Annotated in this window: 20 protein-coding genes and 1 pseudogene; 16 read left to right on the forward strand and 5 right to left on the reverse strand. The window is 65.3% G+C overall.

What is annotated here, in order from left to right:
* Positions 1-51: 51 nt before the first annotated feature.
* The 5 genes from IB229_RS10485 (at position 52) to IB229_RS10505 (ending at position 4,661) form a co-directional block, all read left to right on the forward strand.
* Positions 52-345: a c-type cytochrome gene (locus IB229_RS10485; protein ID WP_192328046.1), complete on the forward strand. Its 294-nt coding sequence runs from the start codon at positions 52-54 to the stop codon at positions 343-345.
* A 50-nt stretch (positions 346-395) separates the two neighbouring features.
* The gene (locus tag IB229_RS10490) at positions 396-1,046 is read left to right on the forward strand and encodes a c-type cytochrome (protein ID WP_192328051.1); all 651 of its coding nucleotides are present in this window, start codon (positions 396-398) and stop codon (positions 1,044-1,046) included.
* A 141-nt stretch (positions 1,047-1,187) separates the two neighbouring features.
* Entirely contained in the window at positions 1,188-1,817 is a 630-nt protein-coding gene (locus tag IB229_RS10495) for a thiol:disulfide interchange protein DsbA/DsbL (protein WP_192328054.1), read from the forward strand.
* A 10-nt stretch (positions 1,818-1,827) separates the two neighbouring features.
* A complete protein-coding gene (locus IB229_RS10500; RefSeq protein ID WP_192328057.1) occupies positions 1,828-2,706 on the forward strand; it encodes an endonuclease/exonuclease/phosphatase family protein in 879 nt (292 codons plus the stop codon).
* The gene (locus tag IB229_RS10505) at positions 2,703-4,661 is read left to right on the forward strand and encodes a GGDEF domain-containing protein (RefSeq protein ID WP_192328077.1); all 1,959 of its coding nucleotides are present in this window, start codon (positions 2,703-2,705) and stop codon (positions 4,659-4,661) included. The genes IB229_RS10500 and IB229_RS10505 overlap by 4 nt, the downstream gene beginning before the upstream one ends.
* Before the next feature lie 20 nt (positions 4,662-4,681).
* Here IB229_RS10505 and IB229_RS10510 read toward each other — a convergent pair whose 3' ends face one another.
* Positions 4,682-6,103 carry a DASH family cryptochrome gene (locus IB229_RS10510; RefSeq protein WP_192328081.1) on the reverse strand — a complete coding sequence of 474 codons (1,422 nt, stop codon included), beginning with the start codon at positions 6,101-6,103 and terminating at the stop codon, positions 4,682-4,684.
* A 228-nt stretch (positions 6,104-6,331) separates the two neighbouring features.
* On the opposite strand from IB229_RS10510, the gene IB229_RS10515 reads away from it, so the two are divergent.
* The 3 genes from IB229_RS10515 to IB229_RS10525 all read left to right on the forward strand — a co-directional run bounded on the left by IB229_RS10515 (position 6,332) and on the right by IB229_RS10525 (position 9,446).
* Positions 6,332-6,925, forward strand: a complete 594-nt coding sequence (locus tag IB229_RS10515) for a MarC family protein (RefSeq protein WP_192328084.1) — start codon at positions 6,332-6,334, stop codon at positions 6,923-6,925.
* Between the two features lie 66 nt (positions 6,926-6,991).
* The gene (locus IB229_RS10520; protein WP_192328087.1) at positions 6,992-7,771 is read left to right on the forward strand and encodes an N-acetylmuramoyl-L-alanine amidase; all 780 of its coding nucleotides are present in this window, start codon (positions 6,992-6,994) and stop codon (positions 7,769-7,771) included.
* Between the two features lie 91 nt (positions 7,772-7,862).
* The gene (locus IB229_RS10525) at positions 7,863-9,446 is read left to right on the forward strand and encodes an EAL domain-containing protein (RefSeq protein ID WP_192328090.1); all 1,584 of its coding nucleotides are present in this window, start codon (positions 7,863-7,865) and stop codon (positions 9,444-9,446) included.
* A gap of 71 nt (positions 9,447-9,517) precedes the next feature.
* Here the strand turns inward: IB229_RS10525 and IB229_RS10530 are convergent, their stop codons facing one another.
* The 3 genes from IB229_RS10530 to algB form a co-directional block, all read right to left on the reverse strand.
* Positions 9,518-10,174: a DUF3313 domain-containing protein gene (locus IB229_RS10530; RefSeq protein WP_192328093.1), complete on the reverse strand. Its 657-nt coding sequence runs from the start codon at positions 10,172-10,174 to the stop codon at positions 9,518-9,520.
* Between the two features lie 79 nt (positions 10,175-10,253).
* The gene (locus tag IB229_RS10535; RefSeq protein ID WP_192328096.1) at positions 10,254-12,029 is read right to left on the reverse strand and encodes an ATP-binding protein; all 1,776 of its coding nucleotides are present in this window, start codon (positions 12,027-12,029) and stop codon (positions 10,254-10,256) included.
* The gene (algB, locus tag IB229_RS10540) at positions 12,026-13,372 is read right to left on the reverse strand and encodes a sigma-54-dependent response regulator transcription factor AlgB (RefSeq protein ID WP_192328099.1); all 1,347 of its coding nucleotides are present in this window, start codon (positions 13,370-13,372) and stop codon (positions 12,026-12,028) included. Before algB ends, IB229_RS10535 begins: the two co-directional genes overlap by 4 nt.
* A 207-nt stretch (positions 13,373-13,579) precedes the next feature.
* Here algB and IB229_RS10545 point away from each other — a divergent pair, with 207 nt between their 5' ends.
* From IB229_RS10545 to IB229_RS10575, 7 genes and pseudogenes are all read left to right on the forward strand, one after another.
* Positions 13,580-14,425, forward strand: coding sequence for a BON domain-containing protein (locus IB229_RS10545; protein WP_192328102.1), 846 nt, complete (start codon positions 13,580-13,582; stop codon positions 14,423-14,425).
* 93 nt (positions 14,426-14,518) lie between these two features.
* Positions 14,519-14,950 carry a ferritin-like domain-containing protein gene (locus IB229_RS10550; RefSeq protein WP_192328105.1) on the forward strand — a complete coding sequence of 144 codons (432 nt, stop codon included), beginning with the start codon at positions 14,519-14,521 and terminating at the stop codon, positions 14,948-14,950.
* 242 nt (positions 14,951-15,192) lie between these two features.
* Positions 15,193-15,459 carry a hypothetical protein gene (locus IB229_RS10555; RefSeq protein WP_192328108.1) on the forward strand — a complete coding sequence of 89 codons (267 nt, stop codon included), beginning with the start codon at positions 15,193-15,195 and terminating at the stop codon, positions 15,457-15,459.
* 29 nt (positions 15,460-15,488) lie between these two features.
* Positions 15,489-15,656, forward strand: coding sequence for a hypothetical protein (locus IB229_RS10560; RefSeq protein ID WP_192328111.1), 168 nt, complete (start codon positions 15,489-15,491; stop codon positions 15,654-15,656).
* Between the two features lie 86 nt (positions 15,657-15,742).
* Complete coding sequence (locus IB229_RS10565) at positions 15,743-15,907, forward strand: DUF1328 domain-containing protein (RefSeq protein WP_192328114.1); 165 nt, start codon at positions 15,743-15,745, stop codon at positions 15,905-15,907.
* A 23-nt stretch (positions 15,908-15,930) separates the two neighbouring features.
* Positions 15,931-16,391: pseudogene (locus IB229_RS10570) on the forward strand (inhibitor of vertebrate lysozyme family protein).
* Between the two features lie 336 nt (positions 16,392-16,727).
* Positions 16,728-17,954 (forward strand): nucleoside recognition domain-containing protein, encoded by a 1,227-nt coding sequence (locus IB229_RS10575; protein WP_192328120.1) that lies wholly within the window; start codon positions 16,728-16,730, stop codon positions 17,952-17,954.
* 7 nt (positions 17,955-17,961) lie between these two features.
* Here IB229_RS10575 and IB229_RS10580 read toward each other — a convergent pair whose 3' ends face one another.
* A complete protein-coding gene (locus tag IB229_RS10580) occupies positions 17,962-19,863 on the reverse strand; it encodes a diguanylate cyclase (protein ID WP_192328123.1) in 1,902 nt (633 codons plus the stop codon).
* Positions 19,864-20,170: 307 nt separating this feature from the next.
* Between IB229_RS10580 and hmpA the strand changes: the two genes are divergently transcribed.
* Positions 20,171-21,352 carry an NO-inducible flavohemoprotein gene (gene hmpA / locus IB229_RS10585; RefSeq protein ID WP_192328126.1) on the forward strand — a complete coding sequence of 394 codons (1,182 nt, stop codon included), beginning with the start codon at positions 20,171-20,173 and terminating at the stop codon, positions 21,350-21,352.
* Positions 21,353-21,377 lie beyond the last annotated feature (25 nt).

Here is a 21,377-nt window from a genome sequence, read left to right on the forward strand (position 1 = left end):
TCATAACTGCGCGATAGAACGCGGTTCGTTCCTCTGCGAAGAGGTTGGCCCATGAATAAATTGGTGGTCGTTGTGGTCGTGCTGTTCGCCTTGTGTGGCAGGTTGCACGCCGCACAGGACGCAGAAGCGGTTTACGCCAAATCCTGTGGAGCCTGCCACAATGGACAATTGCCGATGGCGCCGAAGCGTGGCGACAAGGCAGCCTGGGAGCCGCGTCTGGCCAAGGGCATGGACAGCCTGGTACGGAGCGTCACCGGCGGATTGAAGGCAATGCCACCTGGTGGCTTGTGTATGGATTGCAGTGCAGAGGACTACCAGGCCGTCATTCGCGTGATGAGCGAGTAAGTCCCTTAAAGAAAAACCCTTTTTACCTCTAGCCGTTATTGGATTAGCTGATGAACAAAGTACTCGTGAGTCTGCTGTTGACCCTGGGCATGTCCGCCGTCGCTCAGGCTGCTGGCAATACCGCAATCGTCGGCGATGCCGAAGCGGGCAAGGCAAAGACGGCCGTCTGTGGCGCATGCCACGGTGCGGACGGCAATAGCCCGGCGCCGAACTTTCCGAAACTGGCTGGCCAGGGCGAGCGCTACCTGCTCAAACAGCTGCACGACATCAAGGCCGGCACTGCGCCGACCGCTGAAGCGGGCACGGGCCGGAAAGTGCTGGAAATGACCGGCATGCTGGACAACTTGAGCGAGCAGGATCTGGCCGACATCGCCGCCTACTTCTCCCATCAGGGCATGAGCGTTGGCGCTGCCGACCCGGCACTGGTCGAGCGTGGCCAGGCACTGTTCCGTGGTGGCAAGATCGAAGAAGGCATGCCGGCCTGCACCGGTTGCCACTCGCCGGACGGCGCGGGTAACGCCGCTGCCGGCTTCCCGAAAATCGGCGGCCAGCATTCCACCTACGTGGCCAAGCAGCTGACCGACTTCCGCGAAGGCAACCGCACCAACGATGGCGACACCATGATCATGCGCGCCATCGCCGCCAAGCTGAGCAACAAGGACATCGCGGCGGTATCCAGCTACATCCAGGGCCTGCACTAAGGCACGGATGGGCGGACAGAAAAGGGTGGCTACGGCCACCCTTTTTTATTGCCTGTCCCGCTACAATGCTGGAACCCGCCTGACAGGCTCCGGTCGAAAACCGGCCGGCCCAGAGCGGCCCCATTCGCCAAGGAGTCATGCATGCGTAACCTGATTTTCAGTGCTGCCCTCGCCACCCTCAGTCTGTTCGGCGTCGGCGCTCACGCCGACTCGATCGAAGCTGGCAAGCAGTACGTCGAACTGGCCAACCCGGTGCCGGTGTCGCAACCCGGCAAGATCGAAGTGGTTGAGCTGTTCTGGTATGGCTGCCCGCATTGCTACCAGTTCGAGCCGACGCTGAACGCCTGGGTCGAGAAACTGCCGGCCGACGTCAACTTCGTCCGCGTACCGGCCCTGTTCGGTCGCACCTGGGATATCCACGGCCAGCTGTTCATCACCCTGGATCTGATGAAGGTCGAGCACAAGGTGCACAAGGCCGTGTTCGACGCCATCCACAACGAAGGCAAGAAGCTCGCCGACCCGGACGAGATGGCCGATTTCCTCGCCGGCCAGGGTGTCGACCGCGAAGCCTTCCTCAGCACCTACAACTCCTTCGCCGTCAAAGGTCAGATGGGCAAGGCGCGTCAACTGGCCAAGGCCTATCAGATCACCGGCGTACCGGTACTGATCGTCAACGGCAAATACCGCTTCGACGTGCACAGCTCGGGCGGCCCGGAGGAGGCACTGAAAGTGGCTGACTTCCTCATCGACAAAGAACGCGCGGCGCGCTGAGTCGCCACGCATGTTGCGCCGCTGGAGTTCCACGCGCGTCGCTGGCCTGCGCCAACCGCAGGTCAACGGCCGTTGTGAGACATCCGGCCTGCCGACCGATGGCCGGCTGCGCCTGCTCAGCTTCAACATCCAGGTCGGCAACAGCACCGAGCGCTTCCATCACTACGTGACACGCAGCTGGCAGCACCTGTTGCCGCACCAGGGGCGCACCGGCAATCTCAAGCGCATCGGTGAGCTGATCAGCGACTACGACCTGGTGGCCCTGCAGGAAGTCGATGGCGGCAGCCTGCGCTCGGGCTACGTCAACCAGGTCGAACACCTCGCCGAGCTGGCGGCCTTCCCCTACTGGTACCAGCAGCTCAATCGCAACCTCGGGCGTTTCGCTCAGCACAGCAATGGTGTCCTCAGCCGTCTGCAGCCAACCCTGCTGGAGGATCACCCGCTGCCCGGCCCGGCCGGCCGTGGTGCGATCCTGCTGCGTTTTGGCGAGGGGCCCGATGCGCTGGTGGTGGTAGTCATGCACCTGGCGCTCGGCGCCCGCACGCGCACGCGGCAACTGGCCTATATCCGCGAGCTGATTGGCGGCTATCGTCATCAGGTGCTGATGGGCGACATGAACACCCATGCCACCGATCTGCTGCAGTATTCGCCGTTGCGTGACCTCGGCCTGCTCGCCCCGCAGATCGAGGCTACCTTTCCCAGCTGGCGCCCACAGCGCTGCCTGGACCATATTCTGCTCAGCTCCGAGCTGACGCTGGAGCGGGTGGCGGTACTCAGCCAGCCGATTTCCGACCACCTGCCGGTCGCCGTCGATATCCGTCTGCCTGACGGCCTTTGCGACCCGGCTCCGTCCACCTCGAAAACGCTTACCACTGGATCGCCTCCATGACCGATGACTCCCAGCGTTGGAAAGCCAAGTACCTCGAAAGCCTCGAGCAGCAGGAGAAGCTGGAGCGGCGCTGGGATGCGCGGCTCGACCTGCTGCGGCGCGGCCTGGTACGCAGTTCGCTGGCGGCCGAGGGCAGTGACAAGGCGGTCGACCAGTGCATGCAGGAGCTGCGCGAGATCATCCGTGGCGAGCAGATGGATGCCGGCCTCGCCGGGCTGATCCCGCGCCTGGAAAAGGCCGTGCTCGACTCCGAGCAACGCCGGCAGCAGCGCGTCGAACAGAACGTCGCCGGGATCACCGGCCTGACTCAACAGTTGCTTGCCATGGACCTGCCGCGCGATGTGCGCAAGGCGCTCAAGCAGTTCAGCAAGCGCATCGATGAGCGGGCCAGCCAGTCGCGCGAAATGCCCGCCGTGCTGGCCGAGCTGAGCAGCCTGCAGCAGAAGGTGCTGGAGGTGCTCGGCAGCGACACCGTCGCTCGCCCCGGCCTGCTGCAGCGTTTGTTCGGCAGTGGCGACGATACGGCCAGCGAGGCGGCGGAAGGGATTGCCGATGGCGCCAGCGAAGCCCACGATCCTGTCGCTCCAGCTCCAGCTCCAGCTCCAGCTCCAGCTCCAGCTCCAGCTCCAGCTCCAGCTCCAGCTCCAGCTCCAGCGTTGGCGCTGGTCGCCGACACGCGGGGCGACAGCCCGGCTGCCCCCGTGGCGGTGGAAGCAGTCGCCGAAGCGCCAGCACGCACGGTGGCTCCGGCTCCGCTAGCCGCTGCCGAGATGCAGTCGGCCGCAGTGCTCGATCTACCGGCGCGGGGCAAAGCGCTGCCGGCGCTCGATAGCCTGCCGCTGGACGTAAAGATGTTTACCGGCGAAGGCGACCCGGCCTACGCCCTGCCCGCACAGCCAGAACCCGGCTACAGCGCGGTCGCGCCGCACGTGGCCAACAGCCTGCTCGGTCTGCTCGATGAACTGGAGCTGCCGCCGCGTCATCAGCCACAGGGCGAATCGCTGCGCGAACGTCTGCAGGGTGGCCTGAACTGGTACGAGCTGGTGCCGGTGCTGGACGACCTCGCGGTGCTGATCCTCGCCGTCACCGACAGCGGGCAGCGCGAGTTCGCCGGTTACCTGCAGCAGCTCAACGAGCGCCTGATGGCCTTCCTCGGCACGTTGAGCGAGGCCCATGAGGGCTATAGCGAATCGGTGGCCAGCGCACGCAGCTTCAACCAGGAATTGCGCGAGCAGGTCAGCGACCTGCAAAGCAGCGTCAAGCAGGCAGTCGACCTGACCAGCCTGAAGCAGGCACTGGAGGCGCGCCTGGATGGCCTGCTGAACACCGTCAGCGAGCACCAGCGTCAGCGCGACAGCCGTGAGGGCGAGGTGGCGGAAAAGCTCCAGGTCCTGGTGCAGCGCGTGGCGGAGATGGAGCAGGAAGCTCAGGGCTTCCGCGACCACCTCGAGGAGCAACGGCAGAAGGCGCTGATCGACCCACTCACCGGCCTGCCCAACCGTGCCGCCTGGAGCGAGCGCCTGGAGTTGGAAGTGGCGCGCTGGCAGCGTTACGGCGGCGAGCCGCTGTTGCTGGCGGTGCTTGACATCGACCACTTCAAGCGCATCAACGACGAGTACGGCCATCTGGCCGGCGACAAGGTGCTGAAGATCATTGCCGGCGAGCTGAACAAGCGCCTGCGCAAGACCGACTTCATCGCCCGCTTCGGCGGCGAGGAGTTCGTCCTGTTATTGCCGGCCACGCCGCTACCGGGTGGCGAGCAGCTGCTCGACAGCCTGCGCAATGCGATCGAGAGCTGCCCGTTCCATTTCCGTGGCGAGCGGGTGGTGATCACCCTGTCGGGCGGCTTCACCGCGTTCGCCGCCGAGGAAGACAGCGAGAAGGTCTTCGAGCGTGCCGACCAGGCGCTCTATCGGGCCAAGCGCGCCGGGCGCAACCGTATCGAGCAGGCCTGAGCCCGCTCGCCGGCGCGGCCTCAGGCGGCGCTGGGCAGGTAGGGCTTCCAAGTCTCCGGAATCTCCTGCAGGCGTGGGTAACCCATGGCATCGAGTTGCAGGTGCGAGAGCAGAAACGGCGTATGCCGCAGGTGCGCCGGCACGCTGCGCAGCTCCGGTAGCCAGAGGCTGACGTAGGCGCCATCCGGATCGTACTGACGGGCCTGGCGCAGGGCGTTGAACATGCGCTGATGACGTGGGTCGCTGCCGACACCGGCCAGGTATGCCCAGTTGCCCCAGTTGCTCGCCGGGTCGTAATCCAGCAGATGCTCTTCGAACCAGGCGGCGCCGTGGCGCCAGTCCTGCTGCAGGTCGTTGACCAGGTAGCTGGCGACAATCTGCCGGCCGCGGTTGGACATGAATCCGGTTGCCGCCAGTTCGCGCATGTTGGCATCCACCAGCGGCATGCCGGTGCGCCCCTGGCACCACTGCTCGAAGCGCTGGTCGACGTTACGTGGCGCGCGCTCGGTGGCCTTCAGTCCGCCAGCCTGGAATAGGGCGCTGCCGTGGCGCACCAGGGTCCAGCGGAAGAAGTCGCGCCAGAGCATTTCCAGCCACAGCCAGTGGGTCGAGTCGTTGCGCCCGTATTGCGACTCGTGGCGGCGCAGCTCGGCGACCACGCGCCGAGGCGACAGGCTGCCGTTGGCCAGCCACGGAGAGAACTTCGACGAGTACTCGCTGCCGATCAGGCCGTTGCGCGTGTCCTTGTACTCGCGCACGCCCTGGCTCAGCCACAGGTAGTCTCGCAGGCGCGCCTGTGCCGCGGGCTCCCCACCGGAGAAGGGGAAGGCGCTGGCCGGTACGCTCAAGGGCTCGCCCAGGCCCAGGTGCGAAAGCGTCGGCAGCGGCTGGTAGAGGGCCTCGGCGTTCTCCGGCAGCGGCGGTAGGTTGGCCGGAGTCGGCAACGGCTGGAATACCGGCAGACGCTGCTCGACCAGCTCGCGGAACTGGGCGTAGACCTGTGGCAGCTCCTCGAGGCTGCAGGGCAGCTCTTCGGCGCGCAGCAGGTGATTGCCGGGCAGTTCGCGCAGTGCCACATGGCCGAGGTTCTTGCGCACGGCGTTGAGCTGGGCGCGCTCCTCGGGAGCGATCTCTTCCAGGGTCAGCACCTCGCGCAGGTCGAGTTGTTCGACCACCTGCGGAATCAGCTGCTCGGCCTTGCCGACCAGCACCAGCAGGCGCGAGCCGCGCTGGCGCAACTGGCCATCGAGGGCGGTGAGGCTTTCCAGCAGGAAGCGCGCGCGGTGCACACCGAGGCGACGGGCGCCGAGGGCGGTCGGTTGCAACACGCTGGGGTCGAGCACGTACAGCGGCAGGACACGGTCGGCGTCGAGGGCGGCGTGCACGGCCGGGTGATCGTCAAGGCGCAGGTCCTGTTTGAACCAGAGCAGCAGGCGATGCATGACGGTAATCCTCAAGGGGTATGGAGCAACAATACGCTGGCCTTGCCGAGCAATAGAGCCGTTCATCAGCAGCGATGTTCCCTGCGTCTGCTGCGCGATGGAGAACTGTGATGCAGGTCGCAGTGGCCGGGCGCGGGATTGTCCCGATTGCACTGCTGCAGGACGCTTTGGCGGAAGATCCCGTGCGGCGATCTGGCTAGACTGTGGCGCACTGTTCAGGAGTTCGTCATGGATCTTTTCGGCATCGCCGTGCTGGTGTTTCTGGTCACCGACCCTTTCGGCAATATCGCCATCTATTTGGCCGCGCTCAAGGGTGTCGCTCCCGAGCGGCGGCTGCGCGTGGCGCTGCGCGAACTGCTGTTCGCCCTGGTCCTGCTGATGCTGTTCCTCACCTTCGGCGACAAGATCCTCAGCGGCCTCGGCCTGTCGCGCGAAGCCACGGCAATCGCCGGCGGCATCATCCTCTTCGTGATTGCCATGCGCCTGATTTTCCCCCGCCCCGAAGGCGTGCTCGGCGACCTGCCCGATGGCGAGCCGATGCTGGTGCCACTGGCCACCCCGGCGGTGGCCGGGCCATCGGCGCTGGCGGTGTTGATGACGTTGCGCAACACCCACGTCGGCCCGTTGTGGGAGCTGTACCTCGCGGTGTTCCTGGCCTGGCTGGCCACCGCGCTGATTCTGCTGCAGGCCTCCTGGCTGCAGCGTTTCCTCGGCCCGCGCGGGCTGATGGCGGTGGAGCGCCTGACCGGCATGCTGCTGATCATGCTCAGCGTCGACATGCTGCTCGACAACATGCAGAGCGTGTTTCACATCGATCCGTGATCGACGGGCGCACTCAGGCAGGTAAACTGCGGGCTCGTCGCCACTACCGATAAGTCGCCCGTTCCGATGAGATTTGCCTGCCTGATCCTCGCCGCGTTGCTCCTCTCCGCCTGTACGGGCGGGCCGTCGATCAACGACAGCTTCACCTCGCGCGGCCAGAGCAGCCGGGTGCAGTACATCGTCCTGCACTACACCTCCACCGACCTGCCGCGCTCGCTGGCCCTGCTGACCCAGGGCGAGGTCAGCAGCCATTACCTGATCGCCGATGGCACGCCGACCATCTACCGCCTGGTCGACGAAAACCGCCGGGCCTGGCACGCCGGCGACAGCCAGTGGCAGGGCCGTACCTGGTTGAACGCCAGCACCATCGGCATCGAACTGGTCAACCAGGGCTACTTCGACGGCCCGGCCGGGCGCTACTGGCAGCCCTACGACCCGGCGCAGATCGACGCGCTGATCGTGCTGCTCAAGGATCTGGTCGAGCGCCACCAGCTGCCCATCGACAGCATCATCGGGCACAGCGACATCGCCCCGCAGCGCAAGGTCGATCCAGGCCCGCTGTTCCCCTGGAAGCGCCTCGCCGATGCCGGGCTGATCCGCTGGCCGGACGCGGCGGCAGTGGCACGCGAGCAGGCACGCTTCGCCCTGCAGCCGCCGACGGCGCACTGGTGGCAGGTGCAACTGGCCCAACTCGGCTACCTGACGCCACAGACCGGGCAACTCGACGAGGCCACGCGCCAGGTACTGGCGGCGTTCCAGATGAAGTACCGACCGCGCCTGTATGGTGGCGAGCCCGACGCCGAGAGCGCCGCCATCCTGCAGGTGCTCAACGCGCCGCAGACCTAGTCCGGCGGGCGTTGCACGACCGCGCGTCGGCTTGCGTGCGGCGACTCGTGGCTGGGCTATACCTCAGTGACCCCTCCGCGGAGTTCGCTGCATGTCGCCGTCCCTGGCACGTCTGCGCCGTTCCCTCTACCACCCCTGGCCGATGGCCCTGCTGGCCTTCCTGCTGGCTGCCGGTCTGTTCGGTCTGGCGGCCCTGTGGATCGCCAACAGCCAGGCGCAACGTGCCGAGAGCGCGCGTTTTCGTGAGCAGGGCGAGCGCTTTCTGCAGCGTATCGAGCAGATCTTCGGCCAGCTCGACGAGGCCCTCGACCGTCTCGAACAGCAGCCGCTGCGGGGCTGCGACCTGGCCATGGTGGAGACGCTGCGGCAGATCACTTTCAGCCATCGTTTCGTCTACGAGGCCGCGTTCATCGGTGGCAACCAGCGCTGCTCATCGTCGCCGCGGCGCAGCTCGCTGGGCCCGGAGCGCCCGGCCGATATCGACGGGCCGCGCCAGCGCTACTGGCTGAACACCAGTGCGCAGCCCAATGACGACCTGGCCGCGCTGGTCATCGGCCGCGGCTATTTCCGCCTGTCCACCTCACGCGGGCACCTGGCCGACATGGTCGAGTTGCCTCCCGGCGGCAGCCTGCTGCTGGTGGTGCGGCCACTGCACAAGGCGCTGCCGATCCTCGGCCCGGCGATCAGCTGGCCGCCGGCGCAGGCGTGGCCGGAGGGCGAGTCGCTGCTGGTGGCGCCGCAGCAACTGGCCTACCGCATGCCGACGCGTACGCCGGATTTCGAGGTGGTGCTGTTCGCCGACCGCAGCGGCCTGCAGCAGCGCCTCGACGAGGCGTTGATGAACTGGCTGCCGGTGGCGTTGCTGCTGGCCTTGCTGGTGGCCCTGCTGACGTTCCATCAGGTGCGCTATCGCCAGTCGCTCAGCGGCTCGCTACCGGGTGCCCTGCGCCGCCGAGCGCTGCGGGTGCGCTTCCAGCCGATCTTCGATCTGGCCAGCCGCCGCTGCGTCGGTGCCGAGGCTCTGGTGCGCTGGCGCCGCGCCGACGGCACGTTGCTCGGCCCGGACATGTTCATCCCCATGGCAGAAAGCAGCGGACAGATCCGCGAGCTCACCGACTACGTGCTGGAGCAGGTGCTGTCCCAGCTCGGGCCGTTGCTGCGCGCCAACCCGGGCCTGTACATCTCGGTCAACCTGGCGGCCTGCGACGTGGCGGTGCCGCGTATCGACGAGCTGGCCACGCGCCTGTTGCTGCAGTACCAGGTGGGTGCGGCGCAGATCGCCTTCGAGGTCACCGAGTCGGGGCTCACCGACATCCAGGCGGCGCAGCCGATCCTCGCGCAGCTACGGGCCCGTGGTCATCGTGTGCTGATCGACGACTTCGGCACCGGCTACTCCAGCCTGGCCTACCTGCAGAGCCTGCCGGCGGACGTGCTGAAGATCGACAAGTCCTTCGTCGATGCGCTGGGCCATGACGCGGCCAGCAGCGGGGTAGCGCCGCACATCATCCGCATGGCCAATGAACTGCAGCTCAAGGTGGTCGCCGAGGGCATCGAGCACGAGGCGCAGGCGCTGTACCTGGCCGCGCAGGGCGCCCAGTGCGGCCAGGGCTGGCTGTTCGCCAAGCCGCTGACGGCGCGGCAGTTCCGCAAGCTGGTGGAGCTGCAGACTGCCTGAGGGGTTTCTGCGGTGCAGAAAAAGGCCAGCCGTTGCCGGCTGGCCTTGGCGCTCGCCCGGGAGGGCGGCGGCTAGGGCTTGAAGTTGCGTGCATCCAGCGCCCAGGTATCGAGTGCCGGCTTGAGGTCGTTCAGGGTCAGCTGCGTGTTGCTGTTTTCCAGCGCCAGACCGTGGCCCTTGCGTACCACGCGGGCCACCGCCTTGCTGGTGCGGGCATCCAGCGCCTCCAGCTCCACGTAGATCTCACTGTCCATGTCACGCGCGCCGGACGCCGTGGTGGCGGCCGCTGCGAGCAGGGCGATGGGGATCACCTCGTAGGCCTTCAGGCCCTCGGGCGAAACGTCTACGGCGCTGATCGCGCTGCGCAGCACCAGGGTGTCCTGATCCGGCTGGTCGACCACCACCATGCGCCCTTGTAGTTCACGCTGCAGGGCCTGCTGCAGATAATCGGCGATCTGCTGCAGAGTCGCTTCGCTGACCTGCGCGCTGGGTTGCGGCTTGGGGTAGAACTGCGGCTTTTCCACCATCACCGAGCGGTAGCGGCTGGGGTCGAAATCGGCGGCGACCCAGCGCAGTACCGGCGCGCCACTGGCCGAGGTGGCCGGTTGCAGTTGCGAGTAGTCACTGAGGAAGCCGGAATACTGCTCGGGCTTGGTGGTCTGGCTGGCACAACCGGCCAGCAGCACACCGGCGAGCAGGGCGAGGGGAACGATTCGGGGTGCGCTCATCCATGCGATTCCTATGAGGGGAGGGGCGCTCTTGACTGTAGCTGGGGCAGGCGTTTGTGCCATGCCCCGCACAGGGGATCTACAGCGGCAGGGTCATGTAGAACTGGGTGCCCTCGCCGGGCTTGGAGTTGACGCCGATGCGCCCGCCGTGGAGCAGGATGATTTCCTTGCACAGGGCCAGGCCCAGGCCGGCACCACCCTTGCGGCGGCCTACCTGAATGAACGGTTCGAAGATCCGCGCCTGCTGGTTGTAGGCGATGCCTTCGCCCTCATCGGTGACGCTGAAGATCACCCGGCCGTCCTGGCGGCGTGCCTGCAGGTGGATCTGGCTGTCGCTGTGGCTGTGACGCAGGGCGTTGCCCAGCAGGTTGTCGAGGACGCGCTCGATCTGCAGACGGTCCACGCGCACCTGCGGCAGCTCTTCATGCACCTCGACGACCAGCTCGATCTGCCGTTCCGCGGCCTGGTTGGTGAAGCGTTCCTTGGCCTGCTGCAGCAACTCGCCGATGTCGCAGAAGCCCAACTCCAGCTTCTGCAGGCCGCTCTGGTAACGGGAGAAATTCAGCAGGTCGTTGATCAGCCGCACCAGGCGGTGCATTTCCTCGTCGACGGTGCGCACCAGGTCCGCTTCGCGGGCTTCGGCGGGGAATTTCAGGCGTTCCTGGAGCAGGGCGAAGGCCATGTGCATGCCGGTGACCGGGGTGCGCAGTTCATGCGAGGCGCGCAGGACGAACTCGTTGCGCACGCGGTCGAAGGCGCGCTGCTCGGTGACGTCACGCAACACCAGCACGGCGCCGAGGATGCGCCCTTCGCTGTGGCTGACCGGGGTCATGCTGTAGGTCAGCAGGCGGGTCTCGCCCTGCGCCTCGACTTCCAGGTCGTCGATGTTGCGGTCGGCGCTTTCGCCCCGCAGCACGGCCTGCACCTGGTCGTTGAGTTCCGGGCGCTGCAGGGCCTGACCGAGGCTCATGCCGAGCTGGTCGGTGGTCCAGGCGAGCTGGCGCTGGGCCACCGGGTTGAAGTGTTCCAGCAGGCCGTCGCGGTTGAGGATCAGCAGGCCGTCGTCGATGCTGTCGAGCACTGCCTGCAGGCGGCGCTGTTCGGACAGCAGGGCCTCGACGTTGCTGCTCTTGAGCTGGCGCAATGCTTCGGCCATCAGGCCGAAACGACGGCTCAGCGCGGACAGTTCCGCCACCGGTGAAATCGGCAGGGTGACATGGAAATCGCCCTGGCCGATGCGGTCGGCGGCATGCGCCAGCGCCTCGATCGGTCGCCCAAAACGCTGGGCGATGCTGTTGGCGGTGACGAAGCCGATCAGCAGTACAGCCAGGGCGATCAGGCCGAGCAGCCAGGTGATCAGCACGGCGCGTTCGGTGGCACTGTCCTGGGCGCGCTGCACGGCACTGAGATAACGGGTCTGCACCTCGTTGATACGGTTGCGCAGGTTCTGCAGGTTGCCGCCGAACTTGTCGTTCTGCAGCAGCTCATTGCGCACCGCAAAAGGCTGCTCGAGCATGTCGGCGAACACCTGGTAAGCGCGACCGATCTCGAGTAGCGCCTTCTGATCTGCCGACTCGGTAGCGACTTCGCCAGCGGCGCGCAGCAGGCGGTTGAACTCGGCGTCCGCGTGGTCCAGCGCCTGCCTGTCGAGCGTCTCCGAGAGCACCAGCGTGACCTGACGGCCCACTTCCTGACGCAGGCCGATGGTTGCTTCGATGATCTGCAGGTTGCGGGTCATCGTCTGGCTCTGGGTCTTGGTCAGCTGCATCACGCTGAACATGCTCAGGGCCAGACCGGCCAGCGCCACCGTGATCAGCGCGCCGCTGCTGATCAGCAGGCGGTTGCGCAGTTTCATAGGCCGAACTGCTTGCGTTTGCGGTACAGCGTCGAGGCGTCGATGCCGAGCACCTTGGAGGCCTGCTCCAGGGTTTCGCTGTTGGCCAGGACGGCCGCGATATGGGCTTTCTCCAGGGCTTCCAGGCTGAGGTCGGCGCCAACCTGCGGTGCACTGTTGGTGGTGGCTTTGCTCATCCCCAGGTGGCTGACTTGCACCTGTTCCTCGGCGCAGATGATGCTCGCGCGCTCGACCACGTTGCGCAGCTCGCGGATGTTGCCGGGCCATTGATAGTCGAGCAGTGCGTTGCGGGCTTCGTCGCTGAAGCCGCGAGCCGGGCGTGCATATTCGATGACGAAGCGGGCGAGGAAGCGCTCGGCCAGTTCGACCACGTCTTCACGGCGTTCGCGCAGGGGCGGCAGGTGCAGGGTGATGACGTTGAGGCGATACAGCAGGTCCTCGCGGAAACGCCCTTCGCGGACCATCTCATCGAGGTTGAGGTTGGTTGCGGCGAGGATGCGTACATCGGCGCGACGGGTCACCGGATCGCCAACCCGCTCGTATTCCTTGTCCTGGATGAAGCGCAGCAACTTGGGTTGCAGTGTGAGGGGAAAATCGCCGATCTCGTCGAGAAAAAGCGTGCCGCCGTCGGCCTGGTTGACCCGCCCCAGAGTGCTTTCGCTGGCGCCGGTGAAGGCGCCGCGGCTGTGGCCGAACAGCTCGCTTTCCATTAGCTCGGCGGTCAGGGATGGGCAGTTGATGGTCACGCAGGATTTCTTCGCGCGCTTGCTCCAGCCGTGGATGGCGCGGGCCAGTTCGCCCTTGCCGGTACCGGATTCGCCGAGGATGAGGATGTTGGCGTCGGTCACGGCGACCTGGCGGGCGGTTTCCAGCACCGACATCATCGCCGGGCAGTGCGAGTCGAAGCCTTCCTTGGTCTGCTTGACCTCGCCTTCGAGGGCTTCGAGGCGGGCCGCCAGCTGGCGGATCTCCAGTTGCTTGGCGGTGGCCAGGCGCAGCTGGTCGGGGCTGCAGGGTTTGACCAGATAATCGGCGGCGCCGGCCTGGATCGCGTCGACCGCGGTATCCACCGCCGAATGCGCGGTGACGATCACCACGCGCATCCATGGCGCCTGGATGCGCATCTGCGCCAGTACGTCGAGGCCATTGTCATCGCCCAGGCGCAGGTCGAGGAAGCACAGGTCGAAGACCATCCGCTGCAACAGCACGTCGGCCTGGGCCGCGCTATTGGCGCAGGACACCTGGTAGCCGGCGTCCTCCAGACAATAGCGAAAGGTGCGCAGGATCGCCGATTCGTCGTCGACCAGAAGAATGCGCCCGTGCTGTGTTTCTACTGCTTCCATGGAAGCCTCCCTGTCCAGATTCAGAGCTTAGTCCTGAAATCTTCGTGCAAGTTGCACGGTTAGTATGGGGCGATCTTGCAAGCTGCATGTTGATGGCATTTGCACATCCCATACAAGCCTTTGATTTTATTGTGCTTATTCATTGAGAAAGGCTGGCATGGGCCTTGCGAAATTCCCTCCAGTATCACCGACTGGAGACCCGTGCCCATGCCTTCCCTGAAAACTCTCGCCTTGGCCGTTTCGAGCGCCGCCGTATTCGGCCTCACGCCGCTGACCATACACGCTGCCGAAGGTGCCGTGAGTCGTGAAGTGAGCGAAGCGCGGCAGGAGGGTTCGATCTGGACCGCGATGGCGCTCAATCGTCACCTCAATCCGTTCGATATCGGCGTCGACGTCGAGAACGGCACCGCGCGACTCACCGGCAAGGTCGAGACCCAGGTCGAGAAGGACCTCGCCGAGCAGGTCGCTCTGAGTATCGAGGGCGTGGACGAGGTGGACAACCAGCTGCAGCTCGACGCCGCGCTCAAGCCGCGGGAAAGCGGCAAGAAGCTCGATTTCGCCCAGCGTTTTGATGACGCCAGCCTGACCGCCACGGTGAAATCCAAGTTGCTGTGGAACAGCAGCACCGAAGCCCTGGATATCGCGGTGAAGACCGAACATGGCGTGGTCACCCTGAGTGGCCAGGCCGGCTCGGCAGCCGCCAAGGAGCTGGCCGGGCAACTGGCGCAGAACACCAATGGCGTGCAGCGGGTGAACAACCTGCTGAGCATCAGCAGCGCCGGCGGCACGCTGGAGCGCGCCCAGGCCGAGGCCAATGACGCCAGCGCGGCGATCAGCGACGCGTGGATCACCAGCAAGGTGAAATCCAGCCTGTTCTACAACCGCCGCCTCGATGGCCTGGATATCTCCGTGGCCACTGACGGCGGCACGGTGAGCCTCACCGGCACCGTCCCGAGCAGCACCGAGAAGCTGCTCGCCGTGGAAACCGCGCAGAACATCCGCGGCGTGCGTGAAGTGCAGGCCGACGCCCTGCGCGTGGTCGACAACAGCTGAGGCCGCCCGCCAGCAAATTCGTTACGCCGGGCCCGTGGCCCGGTTGCACGCCGGTCACGGCATCCGCCGGGGCCCTGTCAGAGGAGATCCACCATGTCGGACAAGACCGCTCAACTCAATGAACTGATCGAAATCACCCGCGACGGCGAACGCTTCTACGAGCACGCCCATGACGAGGTCAAGGACGTGCGCCTGCAGGCGCTGTTCCGCGACATGCTGCGGGCCAAGACCGAAGTGATCCGTGCCCTGGCTGCCAGCGTGGCGGCCAATCAGGAGCAGCCGGCCAGCGGCGGCACGGTGCTTGGCAAGTTGCGTGAGGTGTATGCCGACACCCGCGCGATGATCGCCAAGGACAAGGAAGCCACCTACGTGGCGCAGCTCGAGGAAGCCGAGGATCGCATCCTGCACGCCTTCGAGGATGCCCTGGAAAGCGCCGAGCCGGACGTGCGTCAGGTGCTGCTGCAGGAGATGCCGAAAGTGCGTGCCTGCCATGACCGCATGCGCGCCATGAAGCATTCGGCCTGACCGCTGTGTGGCGGGGCATGGAGGCCCTGCCGGCTTGGCTCGTGCAAATCGCACGATGAATTTCCAGGCAATCGTGCAGGATGCAACCGGCAAGCGTTTGAAGTGTTTTTAAGTTATTGATTTAAAACGATATTTATTTGAATCCCGAGTGGCATGCAGTCTGCAATATCCCTGATAAGCAAGCTACATGACGGTAACGGCCAAGGCGGTTACCCCGACAACAGATTGGGAGGAGATTCAGGATGAACAGCCACTTGATGCATTGCGTTCTGATGGGCAACGCCGTACTGGCCGGTGCCGTGATGCTCCTGCTGAGCAGCACCGCTACACCGCATGCCGCACCGCAAGCCACCGTGGCACTGGCGACCCAACAGCAGATGCTGCGTGCGCAACCCGCCGTGCAGCAGCGTAGCCAGGTTCATACCGCCAGCAGCAACGTCGCCACCGACGACGACAACCAGCTGCAAGGCTGGAACGAACAACCCCGCCAACCGCGTTGGGTGTTCTGAGCCCAAATTATCGCCGAGGAGAACGCATCATGTGGATCATCAGCCTGTTCGTCACCCTCCTCCTGGCCGTGCTGAGCGCTTCCGTAGGCAGCGCCTGGCTGGTCGGTCTGGCCCTCAACGAGAGTCGCGACACCAGCGATATCGACGAGTCGCGCCAGGTCCGTACCGAGAGCAATTTCGAGTCCATTGGTGCCTGAACGGCAAAAAAGGACTGCACCTTTTCACTGCTTCACCGTTCCAAAGTGATGTACCGCAAGACCACAAAAAGTTAAGGAGAAATGCCATGTTGAGCTGGGCCATAACCTTCCTGATCATCGCCATCGTCGCTGCAGTACTTGGCTTCGGTGGTATCGCCGGCACGGCTACTGGCATCGCCAAGATCCTGTTCGTGGTGTTCCTGGTGATGTTCATTGTGTCGTTCGTCATGGGTCGTCGCCCACGAGGCTAGACCGCAAGACCAGAGGAGTTGCAATGCGTCACCTGAAGACCTTCGCCGCCGGGTTGCTGCTGGCCAGCAGCGCGGTGGCGGTGGCCGCGACCGCGATGCCGAGTTGCGCCTGACCGAGCTGCTGAGCAGCGATGTGCAGTACCAGCAAACCTGGCAGAAGGTCGTCGAACAGGAAGATCGACTACCCGAATGGGTGATCAACCTGAGTGGCACCGCACCGCCAATGACGGCGGTGGAGAATGAAGGCGACAGGTACCTGGTGGGCGAACTGTGCGAAGCGCACGACTGTTTCAACCAGCGTCTGTATGTAGCCTTCAGCTGGGACAAGGATGCCGCGTACGCCCTGTACGTGCAGCTGCCGCAAGGCCTGGCTGCCGACCAGGCGCCCAGCCGCCACGCCAGCCTGCGCTGGCTCGGCAAGCCGGACGCCAAACTGCAGAAGATTCTGCAAGAACGCTTGAGTGCCGATCCGAACTGGAATTGATCGGCAAGAACCTGCCCTGTTGCCTGACGACCCGTCGGCAAGCGGGCTAGTGACCAGGGGGCCGGGATGCACTGCGCCAGGGATGGGCGGTGTGACCTAGGGGTACAGGGAGTACCTCCGTGAGCGGGCCGGGTCAGGAGGCTGAACCGCGGGGTTGGTACCACCAGCCCTGCGGTAGAGCCATATCGATTGCCAGGCGGCAGATTCCTGCAGCGCCTTTTTTATCCCTTCATCTATATAGCCCGCGACTCGCCCTCTTAGATGCCTGCCGACATCACGGGGCGACCGAGGCGTGCCCAGGCGTTATCATCCGCCCATCGTTTGCGGGGGTAGAGCATGCTTAACGGCCTGTGGCTGAGCTTTTTCGTGATTGCGGCAGTCGCTGCGCTGGTGCGCTGGATCGGCGGTGACCCGGGTGTCTGGGCGGCGATGGTGGAAAGCCTATTCGCCATGGCCAAGCTGTCGGTGGAGGTGATGGTCCTGCTGTTCGGCACCCTCACACTGTGGCTGGGCTTTTTGCGCATCGCTGAAAAGGCTGGGCTGATCGACATCCTCGCGCGCCTGCTCGGTCCGTTGTTCGCCCGCCTGATGCCCGATGTGCCGCGCGGCCATCCGGCACTCGGCCTGGTCACCCTGAGCTTCACCGCCAACGGCCTGGGCCTGGACAATGCCGCCACGCCCATTGGCCTCAAGGCGATGAAGGCCCTGCAGGAACTTAACCCCAACCCGACCAGCGCGACCAACGCGCAGGTGCTGTTCATGGTGATGAACGCCTCGTCGTTCGTCCTGCTGCCGGTGTCGATCTTCATGTACCGCGCCCAGGCCGGCGCCACCGACCCGGCCCTGGTGTTCCTGCCGATTCTGCTGGCCAACGCCATTTCCACTCTCACCGCACTGCTCTCCGTGGCGTTCATGCAGCGCCTCAAGCTTGGCGATCCGGTGTTGTTGGCCTGGTTCGGCGGCGCCGCGTTGCTGCTCGGTGGCTTCATGGCGACGCTGGCCGGGCTGAGTGCCGCGGCGTTGTCGAGCCTGTCCTCGCTGCTGGGCAACCTGACCCTGTTCGGCCTGATCCTCAGTTTCCTGCTGCTCGGTGCGCTGCGTCGGGTGCCGGTGTACGAGAGCTTCGTCGAGGGTGCCAAGGAAGGCTTCGAGGTGGCGAAAAGCCTGCTGCCGTACCTGGTGGCGATGCTCTGCGCGGTCGGTGTATTGCGCGCCTCCGGTGCCCTCGACGTGCTGCTGGAAGGCATCCGCTGGTGCGTCGAAGGCCTGGGCTGGGACACCCGCTTCGTCGAGGCATTGCCTACCGGGCTGGTCAAGCCGTTCTCCGGCAGCGCGGCGCGGGCGATGCTCATCGAAACCATGCAGACCAGTGGCGTCGACAGCTTCCCGGCGCTGGTCGCGGCGACCATGCAGGGCAGCACTGAAACCACCTTCTATGTACTCGCCGTGTACTTCGGCGCGGTCGGCATCCAACGTGCGCGGCACGCCGTGGGTTGTGCCCTGCTCGCCGACCTGGCCGGGGTGCTGGCGTCGATCGGCGTGTGCTACTGGTTCTTCGGCTGACGGCGGCTCACGCCGCGCTCACCACCTGATTGCGCCCGCCGCGCTTGGCGCGGTACAGCGCATCGTCGGCGGCATTGACCAGTTGCTCCAGGCTGTCATGTCGGCTCGTCTCGAAGAGCGCCACGCCGAGGCTGGCGGTCAGACTTACGACGTTGCCATGATGCGCCAGTCTCAGGGCGGCAATGCCCTGGCGAACGTGCTCGGCAACCTCCAGGGCATGCGCCAGGTCGGTGGCCGGCAACGCCATGATGAACTCCTCGCCACCGTAGCGTGCGGCCAGGTCGCCGGCGCGGCGGGCGTGCTCCTGCAGCACCTTGGCGACCGCGCGCAGGCACTCGTCGCCGAACACGTGGCCGTGGTTGTCGTTGATCTGCTTGAAGTGGTCGATGTCGATCATCAGCACGGCCAACGGCACGCTGGTGCGCCGCGCCCGCCCCATCTCGTCCTTGATCGCCTTGTCGAAATGGCGGCGGTTGTAGAGCTGGGTCAGCGCGTCGGTGACGTTCAGCCGGGCCAGCTCCTCGATGGCCTTTTCCAGCTCTTCCTTGGCTTCCTGCAGCATCTGCGTGCGTTCGCGCACGCGGCCTTCCAGCTGCTCGTTGGCCTGGCGCTGGATCTCCAGGGTCTGCTGCTGCGCGCGCAGTTTCTCCTCGCGCTCGCGGGCGAGGTTCTGCGTCGATACCAGCACCTGCTCCTGCGCCTGCACCCGTGCCGCGCGCTCGCGGTTGATGCGCTCGGCCAGGGCGATGGACAGCAGCACGAATTCGACGAACACGCCGAGCATCTGGCTGCCCAGGGTGAAGGTGTTGAGCGGCAGCAGCCCGCCGAGGGCGCACAGGTGAATGATGGTGAAGACGATCAGTGCCAGCCAGGCGACGGTGAACAGTCGCGCTGAGCGATTGCCCTTGCGCCACAGGTACGTGGTGCTGGCGATGGCGATCACGCAGGTCAGCAGCGGCATGATCGCCGGCAGGAAGAACTTCACGGCCGCCGGGTAGAACAGGATCGGCAGGAGGAACACCGCCCAGTAGGCGATCAGCGCGCTATTGACCCGGTAGACCCAGCCGCCGTACTGGCGCAACTCGAGGAAGTAGCGGGCGAACAGGCTGGAGGTGAGGAAGGTCAGCGCGCCGAACAGCGCGTAGGCCTTCACCGAAAAGGCCGGCACCTCGCGCCAGAAATACAGCTGGCCGAGCCCGGTCAGCGCCAGCTCGTAGCAGATCGCACTGGCGATATACAGCGAGTAGAACAGGTAGCTACGGTCGCGGGTGAACAGGTACAGGCTGCAGTTGTACAGCAGGATCACCAGCAGCCCGCCGAAGAACATGTAGATCAGCGCCAGCTGCACGCGCTCGTCGTCCTGCAGCTGTGTCTGGTTGACCAGTTGCATCGGCAGGATCAGCGCTTCGGCGGCGTGCACGTGCATGAACACGCTGCTGCGCTGCTGCGCCTCGATCTCCAGCGGGAACAGCAGGAAGCGCTGGCGCAACGGCCGCTGGCTCAGCGGCACGCCATCGCCGGCAAGCATCGGCGGGCTCCAGGCACCACTGACCTGGTCGAACAGGCGAACCTCGACGCGGTCGAGCAGCGGCCACTTGATCTCCAGCAGCCAGGGCGTGGCACCCGGATGTTCGCGCAGGACGTCGAAGCGCAGCCACACCCCCTGCGGCTGCGTGCCCAGCGCCAGGGCATTGCGCGTGCTCCACTGCCAGGCCTCGGCCGGCAGAGCCTGGATCTCCTCGAACGTCGCCTGCTCCCTGCCGAGCAGGTAGCCGACGCCCTGGCCGACCAGGCGTGTGGGCTGGCTGTCGTGAAGTGGATAGAGATTCGCCGCGGGCACGTCGGCGGCACGCAGCAGGGGGCAGAACAGAAGCAACAGCAGGGAGAGGAATGCGGTGGATGAACGCATGCAGACACTCCGACGGTTTTTGGTTTTTTGGTCGCTGCAGTCGACCTATAGCAGTGATGCGCGTCCGCGTACAAGCGAACAAGAGGATGACCCGATCCGGCGACGCGAGGTTCACGCTGCAATGCACGCTGTCAGTTAGAAAGACTGGAGTCATTCCGACCGCTCAGGGTCGATTTGACCGCGCTAGTCAGGGAGTCATACGGACCGCTAAATTTGTAAATATATGATTTATAACAAATAAAAATATGGCACGGATTCTGGAATAACTCCGCTAGAAACCAAACCCTGCGTGCAACCGGAGTCACCCATGCTATCCGCTCAACAGACCGCCCTGATCAAAGCCACCGTGCCACTGCTGGAAAGCGGCGGTGAAGCACTGACCACCCACTTCTACCGGATGATGCTCAGTGAGCACCCGGAAGTGCGCCCGCTGTTCAACCAGGCCCACCAGGCCAGCGGCGATCAACCGCGCGCCCTGGCCAACGGCGTGCTGATGTATGCCCGTCACATCGACCAGCTGCAGGAGCTCGGCCCGCTGGTCGGCCGTGTGGTCAACAAGCACGTTTCGCTGCAGATCCTGCCCGAGCATTACCCGATCGTCGGCGGCTGCCTGCTGCGCGCCATCCGCGAAGTGCTCGGCGCCGAGATCGCCACCGACGAAGTGATCGACGCCTGGACCTTGGCCTACGGCCAGCTCGCCGATCTGCTGATCGGTGCCGAAGAGGAGGTCTACACCGCCACCGAGCGCTCCCACGGTGGCTGGCGCGGCGGACGTGCCTTCCGCGTGGCGCGCAAGGTCGCCGAGAGCGAGGAGATCACCTCCTTCTACCTGCAGCCGGTCGACGGCGGTGCGGTGATCGACTTCATCCCCGGCCAGTACATCGGCCTGCGTCTGCACCTCGACGGCGAAGAGGTGCGTCGCAATTACTCGCTGTCCGCCGGCGCCAATGGTGTCGACTACCGCATCAGCGTCAAGCGCGAGCCCGGTGGTCGCGTCTCCAACTACCTGCACGACCAGCTGCACGAAGGTGACGAGCTCGAGCTGTTCGCGCCGGCTGGCGACTTCACCCTGAACCGTTCGGCCAAGCCACTGGTGCTGATCAGCGCCGGGGTCGGCATCACCCCGCTGCTGACCATGCTCGAAAGCGCGGTGCACAGCGGCCGGCCGATTCGCTTCATCCACTGCGCCCGCCACGCCGGCGTGCGCGCCTTCGGTGAGCGCGTCGCCGAACTGGCCGCCGAGCACCCGCAACTGCAGCACTACGTCTGCTACAACGAGCCGCGTGCGGACGACGTAGCCGATGCGGTGGGCTTCCTCAGCCGCGAACAGCTGGCGGCCTGGCTGCCTGCAGACCGCGACATCGACGCCTACTTCCTCGGCCCGAAACCCTTCATGGCCATGCTCAAGCGCAACCTGCGCGACCTCGGCGTTCCGGAACAGCAGAGCCGCTACGAGTTCTTCGGCCCCGCGTCCTCGCTCGACGCCTGAGTCCGGCCTTGCAGCCTCGCAACAC

This window comes from Pseudomonas sp. PDM14, from assembly GCF_014851905.1.
Classification (GTDB): domain Bacteria; phylum Pseudomonadota; class Gammaproteobacteria; order Pseudomonadales; family Pseudomonadaceae; genus Aquipseudomonas.